We start from the raw sequence: 24,168 nt of genomic DNA on the forward strand, positions 1-24,168 counted from the left end.
CTCGCGCAGGATCCTACCCTCCGTGAGCAATCCTTTTCGGACGGCACGCGGCCTGGCGTCGATGTTCCCGCTGGTCGAGGATCGGTGGATGAACGAGCGCCCCCGCGTTCCCGGAGTCCTGGCGGCGTGGTTCCTGGCGACCGTGCCGGCCCCGCTGGTGTGGTTCCAGTGGACGCACCGGTGGGAGGAGGACCAGCCCCTGTCCTCCGCGCTGTGGTGGCCGGTGCTGGCGTCACCGGCCCTGGCCGCCCTGCTGGCCGCTGGGCGGCCCCGCCGGCGCGGCGTCCCCGGCCTCGCGCTGACCGGCGGCGTGTCCACACTGGTCACGGCGGCGCTTCTGGCCGGGTCGCTGGCGTTCTTCCGCTGGGTGGTGCCGCTGACCGGCGAGGCCCGCTGGGGGCGGGCTCTGCTCGGCGGGCTGGCGCTCGCGGTGGTTGGGGCGCTGCTCGGGTACGCCACCGGCGGGCGCCCACCCCGCACCGGCCGGCCGGCGTCCCGGCGCGGCTATCTGGTCGGCGGGTTCGCGGTGCTGCTCGGGGCCGTGCTGGCACAGACCACGGTACGGCTCGGCGCCGAGGGCAGCACGGTCGGTCAACCCCCCACGGAGTACGGCGGGGTCGGGCCGTACGCGACGTCGGCGGAACGGTTCACGGTGCCGGCCGCCGGGGCGTACGCGATCTTCTCGGTGGGGTTCGCGTCGACGGACCCGGACTGCCGGGTCGACGGCGTCGGTGGGGCCGCCGAGCCGGTGTCCGTTCCGCCCGGCGACTACGGGGGCGACGCCGCGTCGTACGCCTGGGTGGCCACGGTCCGGGTGCCGGCCGCCGGGGTGTGGACGCTGGACTGCCGCAGCCCGGACGCGGAGGCGTCCTACGTGGTGGGTGACGTGCCGGACATCCGGGGCGCGGTGGGCTCGCTCATCCACTGGCCGGTCGGACTGATCTGGTTGGTCGGCGCGCTGCCCGGCCTGCTGATCGTCGGGGAGACCGCGCGCCGGCGGGCCGCAGCGGGGGCCCGGGCGACCGCCGGTGGAGACGGCCGGGAGCGGTAGACGCCCCGGTCAGGCGACGTCCACCACCAGGTCGGCGGTGGCGACGGCGATCTCACCGGCGTACTCCTCGGCGGCCGCGGCACGCGCGGCGGCGTGGTCGGTCCCGGGCCGCAGATGCGTCAGCAGCAGGCGCCGGGCGCCGGCGGCCTCGGCCTGCCGGCCGGCCTGGCGCGCGCTCGACTGATGGTCCCGCGAGTCCTCCGGCACCTCGCGCAGGTAGGTGGCCTCGGCGACGAGGAGGTCCGCGTCCCGGGCCAGGGCCACCACGTCGGGGCTCGGGCCGGTGTCCCCCGTGTACGCGAGCACCCGGCCGCCCGCGTCGAGCCGGATGCCGGCGTTGGGCACCCAGTGCGGCAGCAGGCGGGTCTCGGCCCGGAACGGTCCGATGTCGAGGGCGTCCCCGGCGGTGAACTCGTGCGGCACGTACGCGGCGTCGAGCATCCCCGGCCGGTCGAGGGCCAGCACCGCGTCCAGCGCCCCGGGCAGCGCGTACACCGGTACCGGCGGCGGCGGGTCGTCCCGCAGCGCGCGGGCCCGGAGGAAGGGGTTCAGGTCGGCGCAGTGGTCGGGGTGCCCGTGGCTGATGAACACGGCGTCCACCTGATCGGCGGTGACGTGCGCCAGCAGCCGGGGCAGCGTGGCGTAGCCGAGGTCGAGCAGCAGCCGGAATCCGGCCTCCTCCACGAGGAAGCCGCTGCACGCCTGACCCGCCTCGGGCCAGACCCCACACCCGCCGAGCACTGTGAGCCGCATCGCCCGACGGTACCGCCGCCGTGGCGGTGCGGCGTGCAATGTCACAGGCGGCTCGTAGCCTGGGGCGGTCATCGACGATCGCAGGGAGGCGACGTGCTCGACCACTTCTCCGTAGCGGTGCGCGACCTGGGGGCGGCCGGCGCCTTCTACGACGCGGTGCTCGCCCCGCTGGGCGGGCGGCGGATCATGGAGCCGGGCCCGATCGGCTACGGCGTGGACGCGCCCGACTTCTGGGTCGAGCCCGCGCCGGCCGACGCCGCCCCGGTGCCGGTGCACATCGCGTTCACCGCGCCCGACCGGGCCGCCGTGCGGGCGTTCCACGACGCGGCGGTGGCCGCCGGGGCCGAGGTGCTGCACGCGCCGAAGGTGTGGCCGGAATACCACGCGGCCTACTACGGCGCGTTCGTCCGCGACCCGGACGGCAACAACGTCGAGGCGGTCTGCCACCGGCCGGAGTGAGACGGTGGAGATCGAGCCGGTCGAGCACTCGCCCGTCCGCGCCATCCGCCGGGCCTGGCTGGCCCAGCGCTGGCACGATCTCACCTTCCTGCACTGGGCGGTCGCGCCGGAGCGGGTCGCGCCGCTGCTGCCGGCCGGCACCCGACCCGACACGCTCGACGGGCTCACCTACGTCGGGCTGATCGGTTTCCGGATGGTCGGGTTGGGGCTCGGTCGGGGGCCGGGCGTCCCCTACTTCGGCACGTTCTGGGAGACGAACGTGCGGCTCTACTCGGTCGACGGCGCGGGCCGGCGGGCGGTCGTGTTCCGCTCGCTGGACGCGTCCCGGCTGGTGCCGGTGCTGGTGGCCCAGATCAGCCTGCGCCTGCCCTACAAGTGGTCGGCGATGCGGCTGGAGCGGTCCGGCGACACGCTCACCTACCGCTGCCGCCGCCGCTGGCCGGGCCCGGTCGGCGCGACCAGCGCGATGACCGTCCGTGTCGGCGCTCCGATCCCCGAACCGACGCCGCTGGAGCACTTCCTCACCGCGCGCTGGGGCCTGCACACCCGGGCGTACGGCGCCACCCGGCACCTGCCGAACTGGCACCCCCGGTGGCCGCTGCACCGCGCCGAGCTGCTGCACCTGGACGACGAGCTGGTCACCGCCGCCGGCCTGCCCGCGCCGGACGGGCCGCCGGTGAGCGTCCTGCACTCCCCCGGCGTCCCGGTCGTCTTCGGCGGCCCCACCCGGGTCCCCTGACCCGGTCAGCGCAGCGGGTCGTGGGTGCCGTGCGGGACGTCGGGGCGGCAGCGGCGCACCCGGTCGGCGGCCATCCGACCGCCCACCGCCAGCCCGTGGCGCTCCACCGCCGCCAGCCCGTAGGCGCTGCACGTCGGCGTGTAGCGGCACGTCCCCGGCCAGCGGTGCGAGAGCCACCGCCGGTAGCCGAGGATGGCGGCCCGACCGGCGCGGTCCACGGCGGGCGCCCGGACCACGCCGGCGGTCACCGAGCCGAGGGTCAGCAGCGTCGAGAACAGGCCCAGGTCGCAGCAGCCGGGACCGTCACAGTCGAGCAGGTCGCAGTCGCAGTCGCACCAGTCCCGGTCCTTCTTCTTTTTCTTGTGGCGTCGCTTCCGCATGATCACGAGGTCATGATGCGACACCGCCGCCAGCCGGTGAGCGGCCGACCGGAACGGGTCCGCCGGGATCGGGTCGGTGGGCGGCCGGCACCCTAGCGTCGAGGACGTAACCAGGAAGGAGCACCCGCGTGTTGGACCGCCTCAATCAGGCCATGGACCACCTCGAACAGCGGCTCGACCAGCCGCTGGACGTGCCGGAGCTGGCCCGGATCGCCTGCGTGTCGGAGCACCACTTCCGGCGGCTGTTCTCGGCGCTGGCCGGGGTGCCGCTGTCGGAGTACGTGCGCCGCCGCCGGCTCACCCTGGCCGGCGCCGACGTGCTCGCCGGCCGGGAGTCGCTGCTCGACGTGGCGGTGCGCTGGGGCTACGGCTCGAACGAGGCGTTCGCCCGCGCGTTCCGCTCGGTGCACGGCGTCGGCCCGGCCGAGGCACGGCGCACCGGGGCGGTGCTGCGGTCCCAGCCGCGGATGTCCTTCCGACTCGTCGTCGAAGGGAGCACCAGCATGGACTACCGAATCGTGACCAAGGACGCCTTCCGGCTCGTCGGGGTGAAGGCCCGGGTGCCGCTGGTCCACGAGGGGATGAACCCGCACATCGTGGCGTTCGTCAAGGGCATCGACCCGGCGACCGTACGCCGGATCGAGGCCCTCTCCGACCAGGAGCCGCACGGGATCGTCAACGTCAGCGACGACCTGGCCGGGTCCCGGGAGGAGGGCGCCGAGCTGGACTACTGGCACGGCGTGGTGACCGGCGCGGAGGTGCCGGACGACCTGGACAGCCTGCCGGTCGAGGCCGGCGACTGGGCGGTCTTCCGCAGCTCCGGTGCGTTCCCGCAGGCGTTGCAGTATCTGTGGCGGGACGTGTTCACCCAGTGGTTCCCGTCGAACCCGTACGAGATCCGGCCCGGGCCGGAGATCTCCCGGGTGCGGATCGCCGAGGGCGGCGGCACCGCCGACGCGGAGCTGTGGATCCCGGTACGCCGGGCCTAGGGTCGCGCCGCGGCGGCGGCTCGCGCCAACGCGGCCGGCACGTCGTGCACGTGGTAGGGGTGTTCGCTCGGTTCGATACCGGCGAGGAACATCGCGTACACGGCGGCCAGCCGCAGCGGCGCGACCGGCCGGAGCAGGTCGACGGCCCGGCGGGGGTCGCTGCCGGGCGCGTCGGCCCGCCACCGGTCGGCCCACGTGGCGACGAGGCGGTCGGCGGCGGCCGGGGCGAGGTCCTCGGTGAGGCGCAGGATGTCGAAGGCGGGGTGGCCGACGAACGCGTCCGCCCAGTCGATGACGACCCGCCGGGACTCGTCGCCGCGCACGTTGCCCGGGTGCAGGTCGCCGTGCACGAGCGTGTCGGGCAGCCCGCAGTCGCGCACCCGGGCGAGCCGGTCGTCGAGCCCGTCGAGCAGGCGGCCGGCGGCGGTGACGTCGTGCCCGGCCAGCCGCCCCCGGATCCACCGACCCGGGCCCAACCCCCGAAGATCGGGTACGCCGCCGGCAACCAGCCGGTCCACCTCCCGCACGGACCGAACCTGCACCGCGTGGTGCCCGGCCGCGATCGCCATCCGCTCACCCTCCCCGGCCCCGTACCGGTCCTCCCCCGGCACGTGCCCCACCAACACCCGCCCCTCCCCACCGACGGCGAGCACCCGCACCCCGCCCGCCGCCTCGTCGATCAAGGAGTTCGCGTCACGGCGGAGATCGACGCCGACGCGAACTCCTTGATCAACCGTGCGGTCGGGGGTGGAGAGGAGCCAGTGGAGGACTGCGGGTTCGTGGCGGGCGAACGGGGGGAGCTGTTTGAGCCAGGCCGGGCCGGTGGGGGTGTCCAGGCGCCAGATCGCGGAGAGGTTCCAGGTGCGCTGCTGGGCCACGGCGGTCACCGGGCGGCCGAGTCGCCGCAGCTCCTCGGTGGCCCAGGCGACGCTGCGGGCCGGGCCGCCGACCTCCGCCCACGGCATGCGCAGCGGGTGCGGCGCGAGGTCCACGACGACCGGTTCCAGGGGTACGGGAGGAACGTCGGCGACCTGCGCGAGGTAGCGGACGTGGCCGCCGGGCGGCGCCGGACGGTCGGCGTCGAGCAGCCGCAGCACGGCCACCTCGACGCCGTGGCGGCGGTGGGCCTCCTCGACGATCGAGGCGACCTGCTGCCACCACGGATCGGGCACGTCGAACGGGGGCAGCGCGCCGAGCGACCGCCCGGCGGCGTCGACCAGGACCACTGTCACGGTGCGGGACACGGCCGGACGCTAACCGGCGACACCGCCGGGCGCGACCCGATAACCCGCCTGACGGACCCGTCAGCTCCAGACGGTGCGTCGCAGCCCCTGGTGGCCGGCGCAGACGTCGCGCTGGCCGCCGGTCCGGCTGATCGCGCCGTCGCGGCACTGCACCAGCCAGCCCCGGTCGGACCAGAATCCGGGCGCGCACGCGAACCAGTCGCAGACCCCGGCGGCGGGCTTGCGGATCCGTGCGCCGCCGCAGAAGTCGTACCCGAAGGGGTTCGCCGGGGCGCCGCAGCGCCGCTCGGCGGCGGGCTGCGGGACGGCGGTGCGGGACGGCGTCGGGCGGGTACGCCGCGGCGTCGGGCTGGTGCTGGGCCGTACCTGGACGGCCGGGGCGACCATCGGGGGCGCGGGCGTGCCGGTGGCCGCCGGGGTGGCGGCGGCGGCCCGTTCCGAGCCGGCCCGGGTGGGCGGGTTGGATTCGAAGAGCATCGCCGGCACGATCAGCGCCAGCGCCGCGCCGACCGCGACGGTCCGCCGGCCGCCGGGCACCAGCGCGGACATCCGGGCCTGGGCCGGGGTGAGCACGGCCGGACGCAGCGGGCGCAGCGTGGCGTGTTCCTCCAGCAGTTCGTCCAGTTCGGCCACGACGGCGGCGCGCTGCTCGATCGCGTCGGCGAAGGCCAGCGTCAGCTTGAACCGGAAGTCGGCCACCGCGCCGGTGGGCAGCAGCAACCCCGAGGTACGGCGCCGGTCCAGCACCTGGATCAGGGTGACCGGCGCGCCCGGGTCGTGGGACAGCCCGGTCATCCTTCCGTACGCCCAGTCGCGCCGGCCCCGCCCGCCGAGCAGCACCAGCCGCCGGTTGGTGAGCACGGCCAGCCCGGCGTCGGACACCCGTACCCCCTCGGGGCGGCGCGGGCGCAGCGGCGGCGGGTCGGGGTCGACGGTCAGCTCGGGGGCGGGCAGTACGGCGGTGTGCCGCACCTCGACCAGTTGCGCGGCCGGCAGCGTCCAGAAGACCACCTCGCCGGGGTCCAGCTCCATCGGCAGGCCCGCGCCGGCCTGCACCGACCCGTGGAAGGACACCGCGAGCGTACGCAGCCGCCGCAGCTCGTCGTCGCGGCGGCGCCACGCCTCGTCGGCGGCGCGGAAGACGCGCTGCCGCCGCTCGTTCTGCCGGTGCGCCCACCGGTAACGCCATGTGGAACCCGTCGAATCAGTCATCGCCACGCCGACTCCTCCGCCGCGCGAGCCCACCAATCGGGGTGTCATTCATGTCAACGGCGGCGCAGGGGTACGAAGACACGCGAAAGTCGCCAATTCGACCGATCGGCTGATTGACCGGCACTATCGGCGGAAACTCCTGCGTCGATTCACGTTCCGCGCTACCCGGTTCCCGGCCGCGCTTCGCCATGCGCGGTGGTGGCCACGTCGGTAACGTCAGCCGCAGGGCGGGGCGGCGAGCGGCCCTGCGGCGGCGAGGAGGTGCACCGGTGGGCGACCCGGCCGTCGTGGTGGGCGTGGACATCGGCACCACCAGCACCAAGGCGGTCGCGTTCGACACCGACGGGCGCCAGCTGGCCAGCCACTCGATCGGCTACCCGCTGGAGGAGCCGCATCCGGGCTGGGCCGAGCAGGACCCGGACCTCATCTACGAGGCGGTGCTCGGGGCGATCCGCGCGGTCGTCGACGAGCTGCACCGGCCGGTGGCCGGCCTGTCGTTCAGCACCGCCATGCACAGCCTGATCGGGCTGGACGCCGACGGCAACCCGCTCACCCCGTCGATCACCTGGGCCGACAGCCGGGCCAGCGCGCAGGCCGAGCGACTGCGGGCCGCGCCGTCCGGGCTGGCGCTGCACCGGCGCACCGGCACCCCGGTGCACCCGATGGCGCCGCTGCCCAAGCTGGTGTGGTTCGCCGAGCAGGAGCCGAAACTCCACGAGCGGGTCGCGCACTGGGTCGGCATCAAGGACCTCGTCCTGCGTCGGCTCGCCGAGGCCCTGGTCACCGACCACTCGGTCGCCTCGGCCACCGGGCTGATGGACATCCACCGGCTGGCCTGGGACAGCGAGGCGTTGCGGGTCGCCGGCATCACCGAGGAGCAGCTCCCCCAGCTCGTACCCACCACGCACGTGCTGCCCGGCCTGACCGCCGAGGCGGCCCGGGCCACCGGCCTCCCCGCGGGTACCCCGCTGGTGGTCGGCGCCGGCGACGGGCCGCTGGCGAACCTCGGGCTCGGCGCGGTGCAGCCGGGTGTGGTGGCCTGCTCCATCGGCACCAGCGGGGCGATGCGGGTGATGGTGGAACGCCCCGGCGTGGACCCGCTCGGCGGCGTCTTCTGTTACGCGCTCACCGAGAACCGCTGGGTGGTCGGCGGGGCGATCAACAACGGCGGCATCGTGCTCCAGTGGGCCAACGACGCGCTCGCCCCCGAACTGGGCGAGCACGCCGAGGAGGAACTGCTCGACCTGGCCGCCCGGGCCCCGGTCGGCTCCGGCGGTCTGATCATGTTGCCGTACCTGCTCAGCGAGCGGGCGCCGCACTGGAGCGCGCTGCCCCGCGGGGCGTACGTGGGCCTGACCCACGGCCACGGCCGGCCGCATCTGGTCCGGGCCGCGCTGGAGGGGGTCTGCCAGCAGCTTGCCCTGGTCCTCTCGTCGGTCCGCGCGGCCGGCAACGAGGTACGCGAGATCCGCGCCAGCGGCGGCTTCGCCCGCAGCCCGCTGTGGCGGCAGATCCTCGCCGACGCGCTCGGCATGCCGGTGCGCTTCCCCGCCGGGCACGAGGGCTCCGGCTTCGGCGCCGCCCTGCTCGGCATGCAGGCCCTCGGCCTGATCGAGTCGATCGAGGTAGCCGCCGACCTGGTCCGGATCGAGGAGACGGTCCGGCCGGATCCTGCCTCCGCCGCCACCTACGCGGCGCTGCTCCCGCTCTTCTCGGAGCTGTACGACGCACTCGTGCCCACCTTCGCGTCGCTGCGGCGGCTGGCGCCGAGCCTGCCGCCGGAACCATCACCCACCGCTCCTCCCCAATGACCAACCGAAGGTCGTGATCGCCGTGGTCTCACTGCTCGCCGCACCGGCGGAACCACTCACGAACGCCGGTGACACCCAACTCGTCGTCGCCGCCCTGCTGGGCATCGCCGCGGTGGTGCTGCTCATCGCCTGGGGCAAGGTGCACCCGTTCCTGGCGCTGATCCTCGGCGCCGCGGTGCTCGGCGTGGTCGCCGCCGTACCCGCCGACAAGATCGTCACCTCGTTCAGCGGCGGGGTCGGCTCCACCGTCGGCGGTGTCGGCCTGCTGATCGCGCTCGGCGCGATGATCGGCGGCATGCTGGCCGAGTCGGGCGGGGCGGACAGCATCGTCGAACGGGTGGTCGGCCGGGTCTCCGGCGGCGCGCTGCCCTGGGCGATGGCCGGCGTGGCGGCGCTCATCGGCCTGCCACTCTTCTTCGAGGTCGGCGTGGTGCTGCTGGTGCCGATCGTGCTGCTGGTCTCCCGCCGGGTGGACGTGCCGCTGATGAAGCTCGGCATCCCGGCGCTGGCCGGCCTGTCGGTCCTGCACGGTCTGGTGCCGCCGCACCCCGGCCCGCTGGTGGCGATCGACGCGCTCGGCGCCAACCTCGGTCAGACGCTCGCCCTGGGCCTGCTGGTGGCGATCCCCACGGTGATCATCGCCGGTCCGGTCTTCGGCAACATCATCGCCCGGTACGTGCCGGCCACCGCCCCGGAGGCGCTGCTGCCGACCCGGCGCGACGTCGCGGTCGCCGCCGACCGCAGCCCCACCCGTCCCGGCGACGGCCGGCTGGACGCCGACGGCGACCTGGTCACCGCGGACGACCTGGTCAACCCGGGCGCCGGCCGTCCCGGCGCGTCGATCGACGAGCCGGCCGGACCGCGTTCGCGCCGGGCGCCCGCGCTCTGGGCCGCCGTGGTCACCGTGCTGCTGCCCGTGGTGCTGATGCTGCTGCGGGCGATCGGCGAACTGGCCCTCGACGAGGGCACCGCCGGCCGCAAGGCGCTGGACATCATCGGCACCCCGATCGTCGCGCTGCTGGCCGGCGTCATCTTCGCCATGATCTTCCTGGGCTACCGGACCGGGTTCAGCCGTACCCAGGTCTCCGGCTTCCTGGGCGGCTCGCTGCCGGCGATCGCCGGCATCCTGCTGATCGTGGCCGCCGGCGGCGGCTTCAAGCAGGTGCTGGTCGACGCCGGCGTGGGCAACCTCGTCGCCGACGCCGCCGAGGGCGCCAACCTGTCGCCGCTGCTGCTCGGCTGGCTGGTCGCGGTCGGCATCCGGGTGGCCACCGGCTCGGCCACCGTCGCCACCATCACCGCCGCCGGCATCGTGGCGCCGCTGGCCGCCACGCTCCAGGGGCCCGAGGTGGCGCTGCTGGCGTTGGCGATCGGCTGCGGGTCGCTGTTCTTCTCGCACGTCAACGATGCCGGCTTCTGGCTGGTCAAGGAGTACTTCGGGTTGACCGTCGGGCAGACCATCAAGAGCTGGTCGGTGATGGAGACGATCATCTCGGTGGTCGGTTTCCTCGGCGTCCTCCTGCTCGACGTCTTCGTCTAGCGGCCCACCGGCGGCGGGCGGACACCTCCCCGCGACTCCCTTGGAGCTGATCTCAGAAACGACTCACGCGCCGGTCGCCGGTCGCCGCTGCGGGGTGCGAGGTCCGCCGGACGCGGCTGCGGGTCGCGGGATGCACGGCTGCGGCTCGCGGGTCGCGGCTCGCGACCTCGCGCGTCGCGGCTCGCGGGTCGCGGGTCGTGGGTCACGCGTCGCGGCTCGCGCCTCGCGGCTCGCGGCTCGCGCGTCGCGGGTCTGCCGGACGCGGCTACGGGTCGCGGGGGCCTACCCGGGGTGCGTGCGGCTGCGCCTGCGGCTGGCGATCCCTCCGGCGACTCCCTTTAGAGCTGATATCGGGAACGACTCACGCGCCGGTCGGCGGTGACCATCGAACGCCCGGCTGCGGCTGTAGCCGGTGATATCACCAACGACTCAGCTCGAAAGGGAGACAGGAGGCATACACCGCCCCGGAACCGGGCCGTACGGGTGCCGCGGCGGACCGTCGCGATTTCAGGCGACGGGGACCGAGGCGACGGGGACCGAGGCGATGGGGACCCGGGCGGCGGGGACCCGGGCGGCGGGGACCGGGCGGGTGGTGCGACAGCCGGTCAGGGGGCCTCGACGCCGGAGATGCGGAACTTGTGCACCTCGGCGCCGAGGATCGCCGTCACCTGCTCCGCGTCCGGCCCCGAGCCACGGAAAACGAGCAGCTGCTCGTCGGACTCCCACCGCTCGTACACGTTGATCCGGCCCGGCTCGACCAGGTCGGCGCTGACCGCGAAGTCGACGCAGCCGGGCGCGGCGCGGGCCGCGCGGACGGCCTCCGCGCAGGACGCCAGGTAGGCGTCCCGCCGGGCCGGATCGACGTAGAGGGTGCCGGCGACGATGAGCATGCCGGTCATCGTGCCACCGCCGGCGGCTCAGGCCCGGCTGATCGCGTTGGCGTGGATCGCCTCGTTCAGGTAGGCGGCCATCCCGGGCCGGATCGCCTCGAAGTACTCCGTGAACCGGGGGTCGGCCACGTACATGTCGGCCAGCCCGGTGTGCAGCTCCAGCGGGCAGTCGTACCACCACTCGGTGATGAGCTGGCGGTGCTCCTCGGCCAGCGCCATCGCCTCCGGGCCGTCGGCCGGCGCGCCCGAGTCCATGAGCGCGGCGAACCGCCTGCCCCAGTCCTCGTTCACCTCCTTGTTGCGCAGCCAGTCCTCCTTCGTGTAGCGGCTGGCCCGCTCCTGCGACTGCCGGTACGCCTCGGTGTCGCCCCAGCGCCGTTCGACCTCCTCGGTGTGCTCGTCCGGGTCGAAGTCCCCGAACACCTCGAACCGCTCCTCCGGGGTCAACTGGATCCCCACCTTCCTCGCCTCCATCGCGTGTTCGATCGCCGCGACCATCTCCTGGAGCTTGCCGATCCGCCCGGACAGCAGCTCGTGCTGCCGGCGCAGGTGCGCCGCCGGGTCGGCCGTCGGGTCGTCCAGGATCGCGGCGATCTCGTCCAGCGGGAACCCCAGCTCGCGGTAGTAGCGGATGAGCTGCAGGCGGTCCAGGTCGCGGTCGTCGTAGCGGCGGTAGCCCGCCGATGTGCGCCCGCTCGGCCGCAGCAACCCGATCTCGTCGTAGTGGTGCAGCGTCCGGACCGTCACCCGGGCCGCCCGCGCCACCTGACCCACCGTGTACGCCATGGTTCCCTCCCTTCCGCGACCAAGGCTGCCGCCTCCCGCAACGTGAGGGTCAAGCCCAATGGTCCGCCCCCGACCAGAAACGGCCGGGGGCGGTGTGCGGGTGCGGGCTCAGTTGGTGATCTTCTCGTGCTCCGGGGCGGCGAACGTCGCGCTGGCCGGGGTGCGCAGGGCGTGCAGCAGGCCGGCGGCGGAGAGCAGCAGGAGCAGGGCCGCGCCGAGGTACATGGCCAGGGCGCCCTGCTCGGCCTTGCGGCCGAACTCGCTGAAGCCGTACGAGGTGAGCAGCAGGCCGCGCAGCGTCTCGCCCTTGAACACGGTGTCCCGCTGGGCGCTCACCTCGGCGAGCTGCTTCTGCAGGTCGGCCAGGTTGGCGGCCTTGGCCTGCTCGGCCTGCGCCACCTGCTCGCGCAGCGCGCTCTGCGGCGCGCCGAGGTCGGCGTACGTCTTGCCGCCGGCGATCGACGTCAGGTGCAGGCCGATGTACTCGTTGGCGTAGCACTCGGCCTGCTTGCCGGTGGTGAGCTGCTGGCCGGCGTACTCGCGCAGGCAGTCCGACTTCTTCTCCTCGTCGGACAGCTTGTCCTGCGGGGTGAAGCTGATGTGCTGCGCGGCGAGCTGGTCGTGCACGTAGTTGTTGGCGAAGTTGGCGTTCGTCGTCAGGACGACGCCGACGACGAGCAGCAGGACCGCGAGGCCCAGCCCACCGATGCTGAACAACAGGTCGAGCGTCCGTCGCTTCATCTCTGGCTCCCGGGTGGGGGTGTGTGCCGGTTGGTTGACGAGAACCATCGTGGCGGCGACCGGTACGCCGGGAGCAGGGCCGAACCCCCTGTCCCGCCCGGGACCTTCGGCCCGGAGGCGGTGGCGCCGGTCAGCGGGCGGCGTCCACCGGGACCAGCGTGGGGAGCAGGTCGGACAGCGCGGTCGGGCGGCCGTACCGCCAGCCCTGGCCCTGCCGGCAGCCGATCGCGGTGACCGCCGCGTGCTGGGCGCCGGTCTCCACCCCCTCGGCCACCACGGCCAGGTCGAACGCGCCGGCCAGCCGGTTGACCATCTCGACCGTGGCGTACGCGCGGGCGTCGCCGGCGTCCAACCGGGACACGAAGGACCGGTCGATCTTCAACTCGGTGGCCGGGATGCGGTGCAGGTAGCTCAGCGAGGAGTAGCCGGTGCCGAAGTCGTCGATGGCGATGCGGACGCCGAGGTCACGCAACTGGGCCAGCCGGTCGAGCACGGCCTCGCTGCCCTCGATCAGCGCCGACTCGGTGAGTTCGAGCGTGAGCGCGCGGGGCGGCAGTCCGGCCGCGCCCATCGCGCCGGTGACCGTGGCGATCAGGTCGGGTCGGCACAGGTGGGCGGCGGCGATGTTGACGGCCACGGTCACCTCGGGCGCGTGCTCGCGCCAGGTGGCCGCCGCGCGGCACGCCTCGTGGATCACCCACCGGTCGATGCCCAGGATCAGGCCGGTCTCCTCCGCCAGCGGCAGGAACCTCGCCGGGGTGAGCACCCCGAGCCGGGGGTGCCGCCAGCGCACCAACGCCTCCGCGCTGCGGACGGTGCCGGTGGCCAGGTCCACGATGGGCTGGAACTCCATCAGCAGCTGACCCTCGTCGACGGCCCGTCGCAGATCGGCGATCAGCTCGGCCCGGCCGACCGCCGACTCGCGCAGCTCCGCCGTGCACGTCCGGTACGCGGACTTGCCGGAGGCCTTCGCCGCGTACATGGCGATGTCGGCGTCGCGGAGCAGATCGGTGTGCGAGGTGTGCTGCGGCCCGTACTCGGCGATGCCGATGCTGGCCGACGGATGGACGCCGAGGTCCTCCTCGCCGGGCAGCGGTTCGAGCGCGGCGAGCAGCCGCACGGCGAGCCGCTCCGGCGACACCGGGCGGTCCCCGGCGACCAGGACCGCGAACTCGTCCCCGCCGAGCCGGGCGATCATCCCGTCCGGCCCGACCGCGTCCCGCATGCGCTCGGCCGTGGTGCTCAGCAACCGGTCCCCGGCGGCGTGCCCGAACCGGTCGTTGACCTGCTTGAAGCCGTCCAGGTCCAGCAGCACCACGGCGACCGGCCCGCCGGCGCGCAGCGCGCGGCGCAGCCGCCGGATGAACGTCAGCCGGTTGGGCAGGCCGGTGAGCTGGTCGGAGTAGGCGAGCCGGCGCAGCCGGCCGACCAACCGCAGGTTCTCGTTGGCGGCCAGCCCCTGCCGCAGCGCGAGCACGCCGAGCAGCGCCATCATGCCGACGAAGACCAGGTGCGGGGTCTGCCCGGTGGGACGCCGGGACAGCATCACGGCGACGATGGCCCCGCCCACCGGCAGGTACGGCAGCGCGACCCGCCACCACGGCGGCAGCGGCGACTCGACGTCCTCCTCCCCGTCCCCGCAGGCCGGGGGCGGGTAGCGGGTGGCCAGGCCGACCAGCAGGTAGCTCAACGGCCAGCAGACGTCGACCGGGTGCCCGGGCGCGTAGCTGCCGTGCGCGACGAGCGAGACGTAGACGGTGTCCGCCCCGGCCCGGATGGCCAGGCCCGCGCCGATGACGGTGAGTGAGCGCCACATCGGGCGGCCCGGCCCGGCGACCGCCACCAGGATGGTCAGCTGCATCAGGTCGAACATCGGGTAGAGCAGCCCGAACGTGCGCAGCGGGTCGGCCAGGTCGGCGTCGGCCACGTCGCGGAACACCAGCAGCCAGCCGATCGGGATCAGCGCGAGCCCGACGATCACCCCGTCGAGCAGCGTGCGGGCCTGCCCGATCAGGCTGCGCGGGCCGGCCCGGGAGCAGAGCAGCGCGGCGGTGCCGGTGACGATGCCGGCGGTGAAGAGACCCCCGACCAGCGGCGTGTGCGGCAGGCCGATCCCGCCGAGCCGCTCGATCGTCCACACCGTACGGCCGAGCGCGGCAAGGATCATGGTGGCCGCGAGCAGGCTCCAGAACCGGCGCAGCGCGTGCGGGTGCCGGCGGGCCGCGCCGACGCAGAGCACCGCCGCCCAGCTCGACACCGCCATCGCGCCGAGGTCGCTGACCAGGGCCGCGCCGGGCAGGCCGGCGACCAGCCAGATCATCTCCCCGAGTACGACGACGACGGCCGCGACGAGTCCGACACGGCCGGCGAGCGGGTGACGGGCCGGCGCCGCGACGGCGAGGCTCACGTCGTGCTGGGGGACAACGATGCGCTCCGGCTCTCTTCCAGACGTGCACCCTCGGTGACGAGGACCGGACGGCGGACGACGAACGGCGCAAGCCTAGCCAGCGCCGGGGGCCGCCGCCAGAGTCGTTCGTTGTCGGTCACCGGACCGGTGAGCCGGGCGGGTCCGGCCCGGCGGGGACGCCGGGCCGGATCCGCGGTCGTCACTGGACGGTGACGTTGTCCACGTAGACGGCGGAGGTGCCGCCCGCCCCGCTGCCCGGCACGAACTGCACGCCGATCTCCCGGACGTCACCCAGGTTGGCCACGCCGGCAAGCGACAGCGACAGGTTCACCCCGGCCGAGGTCACGGCCACGCTGCCGCCGTCGAACCACTGCCAACCGGCGCCGGTCTTGACGTACAGCTTGGCCTGGCTGCCGGTGCCGAAGCTCCCCCACGGCGCGACCCGCGCGGTGGCGCGCAGCGTGGTCCGCCCGCTCAGGCTGGTGGTGGTGGTCTTCTTCAGGTACGCGGCCCCGGCTCCCAGGTTCACGTCGGACTTGAGCGCGCGGGTGCCCTGCGACGCCCACTCGGTGACCTGCCACGGCCCCCCGGTGACGTTGGCGCCGGTCCACCCCTCGGTGCCCGACTCGAACCCGTTGAGCAGGGTCCCGCCGGACGGGGGCGGGGTGGTGGTGCCACCGCCGCCCGGCTCGGTCACGGCGCCCAGGTCGACCTCGCCCCGGTTGGCGATCCAGGAGTTGTTGAACAGCGTGCTCGCGCCGGAGTTGCGGGCCGGGCCCCAGCCGTCGTTCCAGGCCAGGAAGTAGGACGTCTTCGGGTAGCTCTGCTGGAACGCGGTGATCCAGCGTCCGTAGTCGAACGAGCCCTGGCTGTCCGGACCGATCTCGGCGAACGCGAACGGCTTGCCCAGCCCGACCAGCTCGGCGTACGCGGACTGGATGCCGGAGACCTGCGGGTTGTCGTCGTACGCGTCCATGCCGACGACGTCGGTGTAGGAGGCGCCCGGGTAGTAGGCGGTGCGGTTGCCCCGGCTGAAGTCGGCGGAGTAGACCCAGAGCAGGTTGTCCAGCCCCTTGGTGCCGGTGAGGTAGGTGTACATCTGCTGCCAGACCTGCTTGAACGTGTTCGGGTCGCGGTTGCCCCACCAGAACCAGTCGCCGTTGACCTCGTGGAACGGCCGGAACAGCACCGGAACCCCGGCGTTCTCCAGGTCCTGCAGGCCGGCGGCCATCTTGTCCTGGAGCTGCCGCCAGCGGGCGCCGGCCGCGGTGGACGGGTTGAGCAGGTCGGCGAAGTTGCCCATCGGCGTGTTCAGGCCGCCGCCGTTGGCGTTGGCCGGGCTGGGCAGGTGCACGCTGATGGTGACCAGACCCCCGCTCGCCCACCAGGACTTCAGCGCGCCGTTGCAGGAGTGGTCGACGAGCGCGGTGATGTCGGAGTTGGTCGCCCAGCCGGAGCCGTAGTCGCAGCTGAGGATCGCCGGGTACTGCCCGGTGGCGGAGCGCAGCTCCTCGGTCTGGTTGAGCGAGAAGCCGCTGTTGCTGTAGCCGCCGAAGAAGCCGGAGGCGATCCGGTTGCTGCTCCGGTTGGGCAGGTGGGCGAGCCAGTTGAGCACGTCGCGGGTGGCGGTGGAGGCGTTGGCGTTGACCGGGGAGACGGTGTGCGCGTCGGCCGGGGTGACGACGGTGAGCGCGGTGACGGCGGCCAGGACGGTGGCGGCGGCGGTCGACGCGAGGCGGAACCTGCTGCTTCGCATGGGTCACCTCATTCGGTTCGTGGCGGGCGGTGGTGTGGCAGCCACCAGTGCACTACTGAACCGATTAAGTTTCAAGCATGTGAATGGATTGATACGGCTACTCCTCGTGATGCTCCGGCGGGCCGCCGTGCGTCCACGGCGTCTCCTCCGGCGCCGGGAACGCGCCGCCCGGCAGGAAACCGTCCGACAGGCTGGTCAGGCAGATCCGCTCCCCCACCTCGGGCACGCTGCCCGCCGGGGCGGACAACCCGCGGCCCATCCCACCGGACAGCTCCAGCACCACCTCCGTCTTGCCGTCCGCGCCCGGGTTCAGGAAGACGATCCTGGCCTTCTGCCCCGGGCGGGCCGGCGACCACAACGTCGCGCCCACCGGCATCGGCACCGGCTCGGTGGTCACCACCTGGATCCGGGGACGCAGCACCGGCCGCCGGCCGGAGTCGTCCACCCGCTTCGGGTCGGCGAGGGTCACCTCGCCGACGAACGCCTCCCCGACCAGCCGGTGCTCGGCCATCACCAGCGGGTCGTCGTACGCCCGCTGCACCGTCCACGCGGTCGCCGCCCGTTCCAGCCGCTGCAACCGCAGCGCCGCCGCCACCGCGCCGTCGCGGCGCGGCTGCGGGCCGCCACCGGCGTCGACGTGCTCGGCGTACGCGGTGAACGCGTCCCGGTCACCGGCCCACCGACCGGCCACCCGGGCACCGGGCGGCAGCGCCCGCAGCAGCCCCACGCCGCGCCACATCAGCTCCCAGGTGGGCGCGAGCTGGTCGCGCAGCAGCCCGGCCAGCTCGTCGTACGCGGCGGCGCGGGCGGCCGGGTCGTCCTCGGTCCGCGCGTACGCCTCGATCGCCGGGGCGAGCCGGTGGTTGTCGAAGTCCGGGTCGGTGGCCGGCCCCGCCGGCGGGCACCGTGCCGGGTCCTCGGCCGCCACCGCCGCCTCGGCGCCGGTCAGTCCGGGCGGCGGGTCGAGCCAGCCGAGCACGGCCGGCAGGTGCAGGTCCTCCACCGCGCTCTGCCCGGTCGCCCAGTGCAGCGTCAACGCGTCCGTCAGCGCCAGCAGCGCGGCCGACCCGGGCTGCTCGGCGCGTTCGGCGAAGAACGTCGCCCAGCGGCCGAGCAGCGGTACCGACGGGTGCACCGGGTGGTCCCCGTCGACCCGGCGGAACCGGGTGGACCGACCGAACAGGCGCAGGAACGTGACCCCGGCCGGGTTCGGCACCAGCAGTTGCGGCGCGTCGACGTAGCGGTGCCGGACGTCGCGCCCCCGGTCCACCGCCACCGCCTCGGTCACCGTGCGGAACGAGTCCAGGTAGGGCAGGACGACGCCGGCCAGCTCGGCGGCGAAGGCGAAGCGCTGGTCGCGGTTGCGCGGCTGTGGCACCACCAGCAGCCGGGGTTCGTCCGGCGCGGCGCCGACCAGCGCGGCCAGCGGGGCGTTGGCCTCACCGGCCAGCGCGAGCGGCACCAGCACCAACGGCCGGTCGGACAGGTGCAGGTGCCGGACCGTGGCCACCGGCTGGGCCCGCCCGGTGGCGACCGCCTGCGCCCGGGCGAGCGCGCGCAGCGTACTCACGCGGGGTTGCCGGTCAGGACCTCGGCGCGCAGGCGCGCGGCGGCGCGCAGCAGCGCGGCGGCCTCCGCCTGCTCCGGCTCGGGGGTGCGGGCGCCCTCGGCGAGCGCCAGCACGTCGGCCACCTCGACGACGCCGCCGAGCGCCTCACGGACCGGCCGGCCCAGCGCCCCGGTGTGGCCGCGCGCCTCGTGCCGGCAGAAGGCGGCCAGCTCGCAGGCGGCCAGGCAGTCCGGCGCGTAGCGGGCCGGCACCTGGTGCAACGCGGCCGCGAGGGTGGCCGGGTCGGCCGTCGGGTCGGCGGTGAAACCGGCCGGCACGGCGGCGAGCAGATCGTCGACCCGGGCCATCCGGGCCAGTTGGCGGCGCAGCACCAGCAGTTGCCGGCGCACGTCCAGCAGGCTGGCCACCGGCTGGTTGGTGAAGTCCCGCGGGCAGACCAGCACCACCTCGTGCGACACCAGCTCCGGGTCGCGGCCCTCGGCGGCGAGCAGCTCGCGCAGCGCCAGCACGTAGACGGCGGACTGGATCGCCGCGGCGGCGACCTTGGCCGGGTCGGCCTGCCCGTCGATCACCGGGAACGACTTGATCTCCACGACGTGGAACCGGCCGGCCAGGCGCGCGGCGACCAGGTCCGGTTCCAGGTGCACCCGCCGGCCGGCCACGTCCAGGCCGAGCAGCGGGTGGTCGAAGAGCGCGGGACCGTCGCCGCCGGCGGTCAACGCCGTCCGGGACCGCTCCGGCCGGTCGTCGTCGGCGCCGAGGTCCGTCCAGGTCGCGCCGTCCGGCACCGGTACGCCGAGCCGCTCCGCCACCAGGCGCAGCAGCTCCGCCCCGCCGTCGGCCTTGACCTGCGCCTCGAACGCGTTGCCCCGGGTGATCGCGAAGCGGGACTGCCCGAAGCGGGCCGGGAAGCCGAGCCGCTCGGCCAGCGCCGGCTTGTCCGCACCGGCGCCGTCCAGCACGGCGCGGCGGGTGCAGCCGGGGTTACCGGTCAACGCGGCGACGGTGCGGGCGTTGTGCCGCCGCGGCGGCCCCCCACCCCGAATCTCGCTCAGCCGATCTTCCACCCGATGAAGTGTAAGGAAGGGCCCCCTCTTAACGCCTCCGGTAGAGGCGGGGCCCCCTGTTAACAGCCCAGGCGTCAGCGGCCGGCGGAGCGGTTCCACGGTGACCGCGGAGACAGCGCCCCCGCCGCGGGTCGACTGCGACGACGACGCCGGCGACCGGGCGTGCACGGCGGGCGGGCGGCGGTGTGCACCGGTACGGCGGACGGAGTCACCGGCTGCCGCCCGATCAGCCAGCAGAGGAAACGGGTCACGGTCAGCCGACCGGGAGGCGCTCGGCGTCGGCGCGGGAGATCTCGTACTCGGCGCCGCAGAACGTGCACTGCTGCGCGTACCGGGTGCGTACCGGGATCAGGGGGATGAAGAAGAGGCTGAACTTGGTGGCCCGCCGGGTGATCACCTGGGCGGCCTGGTTCCCGCAGTGGCGGCAGACCTGGGTGACGACGCCGGACCGGTCGACCTTGGTCCGCAGCCCGAAGATGAAGAACATCGCCCGCCATTACCCACCCGGGGCACGTGTTAAGCGGGGCCCCCTCCTCTACCGGAGGCGTTAACAGGGGGCCCCTCCTTACACCTCAGAGCCAGATGGGCTGCCAGTTCGGGACCTCGTGGAAGCGCCGCAGCTCGGCCAGGCCGGCGACGGTGCCGGTCCACGCCGCGTACGGGGGGTTGCCCTGGTCGAAGCCGGACTGCACGAAGGTCAGCTTCGTCCGGCCGCCGGACTCGGCCAGCTCCCACGAGCTGACGCCGGTCGGTCCCCAGTCGACGGAGATCGCCTGCCCCGGCGTCACGTCGAGCACCTTGGCCGCGTAGCCGGCGTCGAAGCCGCCCATCGCGTAGCGACCACCCGCCCACGGCTCGATGCCGATCGGGTAGCCGAACCAGGCGCTCGCCTGCTCGGAGTCGGTCAGCGAGGTCCACACCTTATCCATCGGCGCGTCGATCAGCATCTCGCCGCGCAGGTCGGCCGAGGTGAAGTCGGTCCGCGGCAGCAGCGGCCTCCCCTCCAGGTGGGCGTTGAGGTTGGCGATCGCCAGCGCCCAGAACGTCTGGAGCACGCCCCGGATGCTGCTGCCGTTCATCGCCTCCTCGAAGGAGAAGTGGCTCTGCCGCAGCGTCAGGACGGTGGCGTCGCCGTCGGGCTCCAGCTCGAACTCGGTGGTGGTCTCCACCCCGTCGAGCGTCCACGCGAAGCGCAGCGTCTTCTCGTCGGCGTGCAGCAGCCGCTGGTGCGGCACGTCGCCCTCGGGCGTGTAACGGCCCCAGAACTCGTACCGCCCGGGCAGGTCCACCTCGGCGTGTTCGGCCAGCCAGACGCGCAGCTCGGCGGGATCGGTCAGCGCCCGGCGGACGGTCGCCACCGGCGCGGCGAGACGGGCGCGGACGGTCATCGGGTCACTCATGCTGGTTGCCCTTCGGGTAGCAGGCCACGGCGAGCTTGAAGGCGTCTCCCTCGGCGCCGCCGTAGCGGGTGAACAGGTCCTGCAGCGTCGACTGCAGGTCGTGCAGGAACTCCTGCCGCCGCTCGGCGGGCACCCGGATCTCGCCGGAGACGCCGATCGACGGAAGCTCGGGGGCGGCGCGGTCCAGCCCGGCGATGTCGGCCTGGACCTCCTCCATGAGGTCGAGCAGGTAGCCGAGGCTCAGCTCGTCCTGCGCCCGGCGGGCGCCGCCGATGCGGCCGACCAGCCGCGGGGAGAGCCAGTAGGACCGGGCGGCGGCGCGGTAGATGCCCTCGTTGATGCCGCGCACCCGCCGCTCGGCCACCTGCTCGGCCAGCCCGGCCGCGACCAGTTGCTTGACGTGGTAGTAGACGCGCTGCGGCGTCTGCTCGAGCCGGGCGGCGACCTCGGTGCAGGTGCGGGGCTCGGCCAGTTGCCGCAGCACCTCGATGCGCTGCGGCTTGAGCAGGGCTTCGGCCTGCTCGCGCTGTTCCAGATACAGGACGTCTCTCATGGCAAAAACAAGTTTGTACGTAAAAAACTTGCTTGTCAATAGGGACGACGAGAGGCCGCACGATCCGTGCGGCCTCTCGTCGGTACGGGTGTCAGGGCGTCCAGTCGGGGCGCAGCGGATAGCCGTCGACCCCCTGCGGGCCGTTGTGCGTGGCGAGCACCTGGTGCAACTGGATGCCGTTGCGCTCGAACGCCATCCGGGAGCCGGCCATGTAGAGGCCCCAGACCCGGGCGGTGCCCGGACCCACCTCGCCGACGCAGAAGTCCCAGTGCTCGACCAGGTTGCGGCACCAGCCGGCCAACGTCAGCGCGTAGTGCTGGCGCAGGTTCTCCTCGTGGTGCACCTCGAACCCGGCGTCGTGGATCTCGCTGATCAGCCGGCCCGGACCGGCCAGCTCACCGTCGGGGAAGACGTACCGGTCGATGAACGCGCCGGAGCGGTGCGGGGCGCGGTTGTCGGCGCGGGTGATGCAGTGGTTGAGCAGCCGGCCGCCGGGCTTGAGCCGGGACCGCAGCGCGCCGAAGTAGGCCGGGTAGTTGCGCACCCCGATGTGCTCGGTCAGCCCGATCGAGGAGATCGCGTCGAACTGCTCGCGCGGCGCGTCCCGGTAGTCGAGGTGCCGCACCTCGGCCAGGTCACCCAGCCCCTCCCGCTCGATCGCGGCCTGCGCCCACTGCGCCTGCGCCCGGGACAGCGTCACACCGAGCGCCTTCACGCCGTACTCCCGGGCCGCGTGCCGGACCATGCCGCCCCAGCCGCAGCCGACGTCCAGCAGCCGCATCCCCGGCTTGAGCGCGAGCTTGCCGGCGACCAGGTCGTACTTGGCCCGCTGCGCCTCTTCCAGCGTGTCGCCCGGGCTGCGGAAGACCGCGCAGGTGTACGTCATGGACTCCCCGAGCACCTTCTCGTAGAAGGCGTTCGACACGTCGTAGTGGTGGGAGATCGCGTTGCTGTCCCGCGTCCGCGAGTGGCGCAGCCCGTTCACCACCCGCTTCCAGCGCGGCGCCGCCTCCTGCGGCGGGGGCGGCGGCGGCATCAACCGCTCCCAACCCAGCCCCTTGACCAGGGCCAGCGCCTCGCCCACCGGCGGCATCCGCAGCGGCATCTCGTCCTTGAGCACGCGCAACGCCTCGTACGGGTCGCCGGGGTGCACCCCCTCCAACCCCAGGTCGCCGCTGACGTAGGCCCGCGCCATGCCCAGGTCGCCGGGCGCGGTGAGCAGGTAGGACAGGCCCCGCTCGGTGCGGATCGCCAGGGTGATCCCGGCGTCGGCCGGGCCCACCGCGCTGCCGTCGTATCCGGTGACGCGCACCGGCAGGTCGCGGGTGGTGACCGCGCGGATCACGTCCGCCACGGTCGGTCCGGTGCGCCGGCCGCCCGCCGGCGGACCGGCCGGGGCGCTCGCCGCCCCCGGTGTTCGGTCGGTCAGACTCATGCTCGGGATACCGCCTTCTCGTACAGTCCGGTGAGTCGGTGGTCCGGGTCGTAGCGGTCCTTCACGGCGCGCCAGGTGTCCCCGCCGTAGAGCCGGTCGAACGCCGCCCGGTCGTAGTACGCGTCGGAGTAGAGCGACTTGTGGCCGCCCACCTCCGACACCATGCGCTCGATCTGGCGGTTGACGTCGCCGTCGGCGGCTCCCGCCGCGATCGGCACGCTCCCCCAGAAGCCGATGTTCACATAGGTTTCGCCCGGTCGGAGCGGATACAGCGGCCACGCCCGGGCCGATCCCCGGCCGGCCGGCTCACGCAGCCGCAACGGGCAGAGCCAGACCGGCGTCATGCCGACGTCGGCCGCGAACCAGCGCAGGAACTCGGCCGTGCGGTCCAGCGGGATCTCCACGTCCTGCACCACCCGCTCGCGCGCCGGCCGACCCCGCCACCTGTCGATCCGGGCCGCCACCTGGTGCCGGTGCTCCAGCCGGACGATGCGGTGGTAGACGTCGCTGCGCCGGTAGCGCTGCGGCCAGAGCCGCCGCACCACCGGGTGCTGCACCCCGAACGCCGCCGAGCACCAGAACCAGTCGGTGTCCCACCGCCAGAGATAGTCGTACGCGCCGAGCACGTCGCGGGTGCGGCGGCGCAGCGAGCGGTAGTAGATCTCCTGGCCGGTGTAGTCGGACGGCGACCCCTCGGCCTCGTCGGTGAACGTGCCGAGCACGAGGTAGGACTCGCCGGGGCTGAACATCACCCCGTCCATGGCGTCGACCGGGTCGCCGGCCCAGGCACCCTTGGCGACCACCTCGGCCACCGCGTCGACCAGCTCCTCCAGCCGGTTGAACCGGATGTTGCGCAGGGCCACGTGCCGGCGGACCGGTTGCAGCTCGATGCGCAGCCGGGTGGCGTAGCCGAGGCTGCCCAGCGAGTTGGGGAAGGCGCGGAACAGGTCGGCGTGCTCGCCCTGGGGCCGGGCGGTGACGATCTCCCCGGCGCCGGTGAGCAGGTCCATCTCGGTCACCGACTCGTGCGGCAGGCCGTTGCGGAAGGAGGTGGACTCGATGCCCAGGCCGGTCACCGCGCCGCCCAGCGTGATCGTGCGCAACTGCGGCACGACCAGCGGCATCAGACCGTGCGGCAGCGTCGCGTCGACCAGATCCTCGTAGGTGCACATGCCCTGCACGTCGGCGGTGCGGGCCGCCGGGTCGACGCCGAGCACGCCGGTCAGTCCACTCACGTCCAGGCCCGGCGTACGCGGCGCGGATCGGGGGCGGAACAGGTTCGAGGTCTGCTTGGCCAGCCGTACGGGTTCCCCGGCGGGCACCGCGGCGTAGGAGCGCCGCAGCGTGTCCACCGCCCGTTCATGATCACGGACAGCGTGCATGAG

22 protein-coding genes are annotated in these 24,168 nt (G+C 74.0%); 6 read left to right on the plus strand and 16 right to left on the minus strand.

From position 1 onward, the window contains the following. Positions 1-22 precede the first annotated feature (22 nt). On the plus strand, positions 23-1,051 hold the full coding sequence (locus tag CO540_RS14160; RefSeq protein WP_253866671.1) for a hypothetical protein: 1,029 nt from the start codon (positions 23-25) through the stop codon (positions 1,049-1,051). A 9-nt stretch (positions 1,052-1,060) separates the two neighbouring features. On the opposite strand, the gene CO540_RS14165 is transcribed toward CO540_RS14160, so the two are convergent. Beyond that, a complete protein-coding gene (locus CO540_RS14165; RefSeq protein ID WP_099162412.1) occupies positions 1,061-1,804 on the minus strand; it encodes an MBL fold metallo-hydrolase in 744 nt (247 codons plus the stop codon). A gap of 93 nt (positions 1,805-1,897) precedes the next feature. Here CO540_RS14165 and CO540_RS14170 point away from each other — a divergent pair, with 93 nt between their 5' ends. After that, entirely contained in the window at positions 1,898-2,263 is a 366-nt protein-coding gene (locus CO540_RS14170; protein ID WP_091581372.1) for a VOC family protein, read from the plus strand. Positions 2,264-2,267: 4 nt separating this feature from the next. Further along, positions 2,268-3,002: a YqjF family protein gene (locus CO540_RS14175; protein ID WP_099162413.1), complete on the plus strand. Its 735-nt coding sequence runs from the start codon at positions 2,268-2,270 to the stop codon at positions 3,000-3,002. A gap of 5 nt (positions 3,003-3,007) precedes the next feature. Here CO540_RS14175 and yidD read toward each other — a convergent pair whose 3' ends face one another. Next, a complete protein-coding gene (gene yidD, locus CO540_RS14180; RefSeq protein ID WP_253866738.1) occupies positions 3,008-3,382 on the minus strand; it encodes a membrane protein insertion efficiency factor YidD in 375 nt (124 codons plus the stop codon). 128 nt (positions 3,383-3,510) lie between these two features. Between yidD and CO540_RS14185 the strand changes: the two genes are divergently transcribed. Then, positions 3,511-4,371, plus strand: a complete 861-nt coding sequence (locus CO540_RS14185) for an AraC family transcriptional regulator (protein WP_099162415.1) — start codon at positions 3,511-3,513, stop codon at positions 4,369-4,371. Here the strand turns inward: CO540_RS14185 and CO540_RS14190 are convergent. Continuing rightward, positions 4,368-5,615 (minus strand): aminoglycoside phosphotransferase family protein, encoded by a 1,248-nt coding sequence (locus CO540_RS14190; RefSeq protein WP_099162416.1) that lies wholly within the window; start codon positions 5,613-5,615, stop codon positions 4,368-4,370. The genes CO540_RS14185 and CO540_RS14190 overlap by 4 nt on opposite strands. Positions 5,616-5,675: 60 nt before the next feature. Beyond that, complete coding sequence (locus CO540_RS14195; RefSeq protein WP_099162417.1) at positions 5,676-6,833, minus strand: hypothetical protein; 1,158 nt, start codon at positions 6,831-6,833, stop codon at positions 5,676-5,678. Between the two features lie 263 nt (positions 6,834-7,096). Between CO540_RS14195 and CO540_RS14200 the strand changes: the two genes are divergently transcribed. Both CO540_RS14200 and CO540_RS14205 read left to right on the plus strand, forming a co-directional pair. Further along, a complete protein-coding gene (locus tag CO540_RS14200) occupies positions 7,097-8,638 on the plus strand; it encodes a gluconokinase (RefSeq protein ID WP_099162418.1) in 1,542 nt (513 codons plus the stop codon). 22 nt (positions 8,639-8,660) lie between these two features. Next, on the plus strand, positions 8,661-10,178 hold the full coding sequence (locus tag CO540_RS14205) for an SLC13 family permease (RefSeq protein WP_099164761.1): 1,518 nt from the start codon (positions 8,661-8,663) through the stop codon (positions 10,176-10,178). A gap of 605 nt (positions 10,179-10,783) precedes the next feature. Here CO540_RS14205 and CO540_RS14215 read toward each other — a convergent pair. The 12 genes from CO540_RS14215 to CO540_RS14270 all read right to left on the minus strand — a co-directional run bounded on the left by CO540_RS14215 (position 10,784) and on the right by CO540_RS14270 (position 24,165). Continuing rightward, positions 10,784-11,068 carry a putative quinol monooxygenase gene (locus CO540_RS14215; protein WP_099164762.1) on the minus strand — a complete coding sequence of 95 codons (285 nt, stop codon included), beginning with the start codon at positions 11,066-11,068 and terminating at the stop codon, positions 10,784-10,786. Between the two features lie 27 nt (positions 11,069-11,095). Continuing rightward, positions 11,096-11,854: a MerR family transcriptional regulator gene (locus tag CO540_RS14220; RefSeq protein WP_099162419.1), complete on the minus strand. Its 759-nt coding sequence runs from the start codon at positions 11,852-11,854 to the stop codon at positions 11,096-11,098. Positions 11,855-11,962: 108 nt separating this feature from the next. Further along, a complete protein-coding gene (locus CO540_RS14225) occupies positions 11,963-12,595 on the minus strand; it encodes a hypothetical protein (RefSeq protein WP_099162420.1) in 633 nt (210 codons plus the stop codon). Between the two features lie 130 nt (positions 12,596-12,725). After that, the gene (locus CO540_RS14230) at positions 12,726-15,002 is read right to left on the minus strand and encodes a bifunctional diguanylate cyclase/phosphodiesterase (protein WP_253866672.1); all 2,277 of its coding nucleotides are present in this window, start codon (positions 15,000-15,002) and stop codon (positions 12,726-12,728) included. Between the two features lie 199 nt (positions 15,003-15,201). Continuing rightward, on the minus strand, positions 15,202-16,758 hold the full coding sequence (locus CO540_RS14235) for a glycosyl hydrolase (RefSeq protein ID WP_099162421.1): 1,557 nt from the start codon (positions 16,756-16,758) through the stop codon (positions 15,202-15,204). Between the two features lie 97 nt (positions 16,759-16,855). Next, the gene (locus tag CO540_RS14240; protein ID WP_099162422.1) at positions 16,856-18,328 is read right to left on the minus strand and encodes a hypothetical protein; all 1,473 of its coding nucleotides are present in this window, start codon (positions 18,326-18,328) and stop codon (positions 16,856-16,858) included. Next, complete coding sequence (locus CO540_RS14245) at positions 18,325-19,395, minus strand: hypothetical protein (RefSeq protein ID WP_099162423.1); 1,071 nt, start codon at positions 19,393-19,395, stop codon at positions 18,325-18,327. The genes CO540_RS14240 and CO540_RS14245 overlap by 4 nt, the downstream gene beginning before the upstream one ends. A gap of 253 nt (positions 19,396-19,648) precedes the next feature. Then, positions 19,649-19,882, minus strand: a complete 234-nt coding sequence (locus CO540_RS14250) for a zinc-ribbon domain-containing protein (protein ID WP_091581433.1) — start codon at positions 19,880-19,882, stop codon at positions 19,649-19,651. An 85-nt stretch (positions 19,883-19,967) separates the two neighbouring features. After that, entirely contained in the window at positions 19,968-20,795 is an 828-nt protein-coding gene (locus CO540_RS14255; protein WP_091581437.1) for an SRPBCC domain-containing protein, read from the minus strand. Beyond that, the gene (locus tag CO540_RS14260) at positions 20,788-21,348 is read right to left on the minus strand and encodes a helix-turn-helix domain-containing protein (RefSeq protein ID WP_099162424.1); all 561 of its coding nucleotides are present in this window, start codon (positions 21,346-21,348) and stop codon (positions 20,788-20,790) included. The genes CO540_RS14255 and CO540_RS14260 overlap by 8 nt, the downstream gene beginning before the upstream one ends. Positions 21,349-21,439: 91 nt before the next feature. Continuing rightward, entirely contained in the window at positions 21,440-22,783 is a 1,344-nt protein-coding gene (locus tag CO540_RS14265; protein ID WP_099162425.1) for a class I SAM-dependent methyltransferase, read from the minus strand. Next, complete coding sequence (locus CO540_RS14270) at positions 22,780-24,165, minus strand: FAD-binding oxidoreductase (protein WP_099162426.1); 1,386 nt, start codon at positions 24,163-24,165, stop codon at positions 22,780-22,782. The genes CO540_RS14265 and CO540_RS14270 overlap by 4 nt, the downstream gene beginning before the upstream one ends. Between the last annotated feature and the right edge of the window lie 3 nt (positions 24,166-24,168).

The organism is Micromonospora sp. WMMA2032, assembly GCF_002688545.1.
Lineage (GTDB): Bacteria > Actinomycetota > Actinomycetes > Mycobacteriales > Micromonosporaceae > Micromonospora > Micromonospora sediminicola.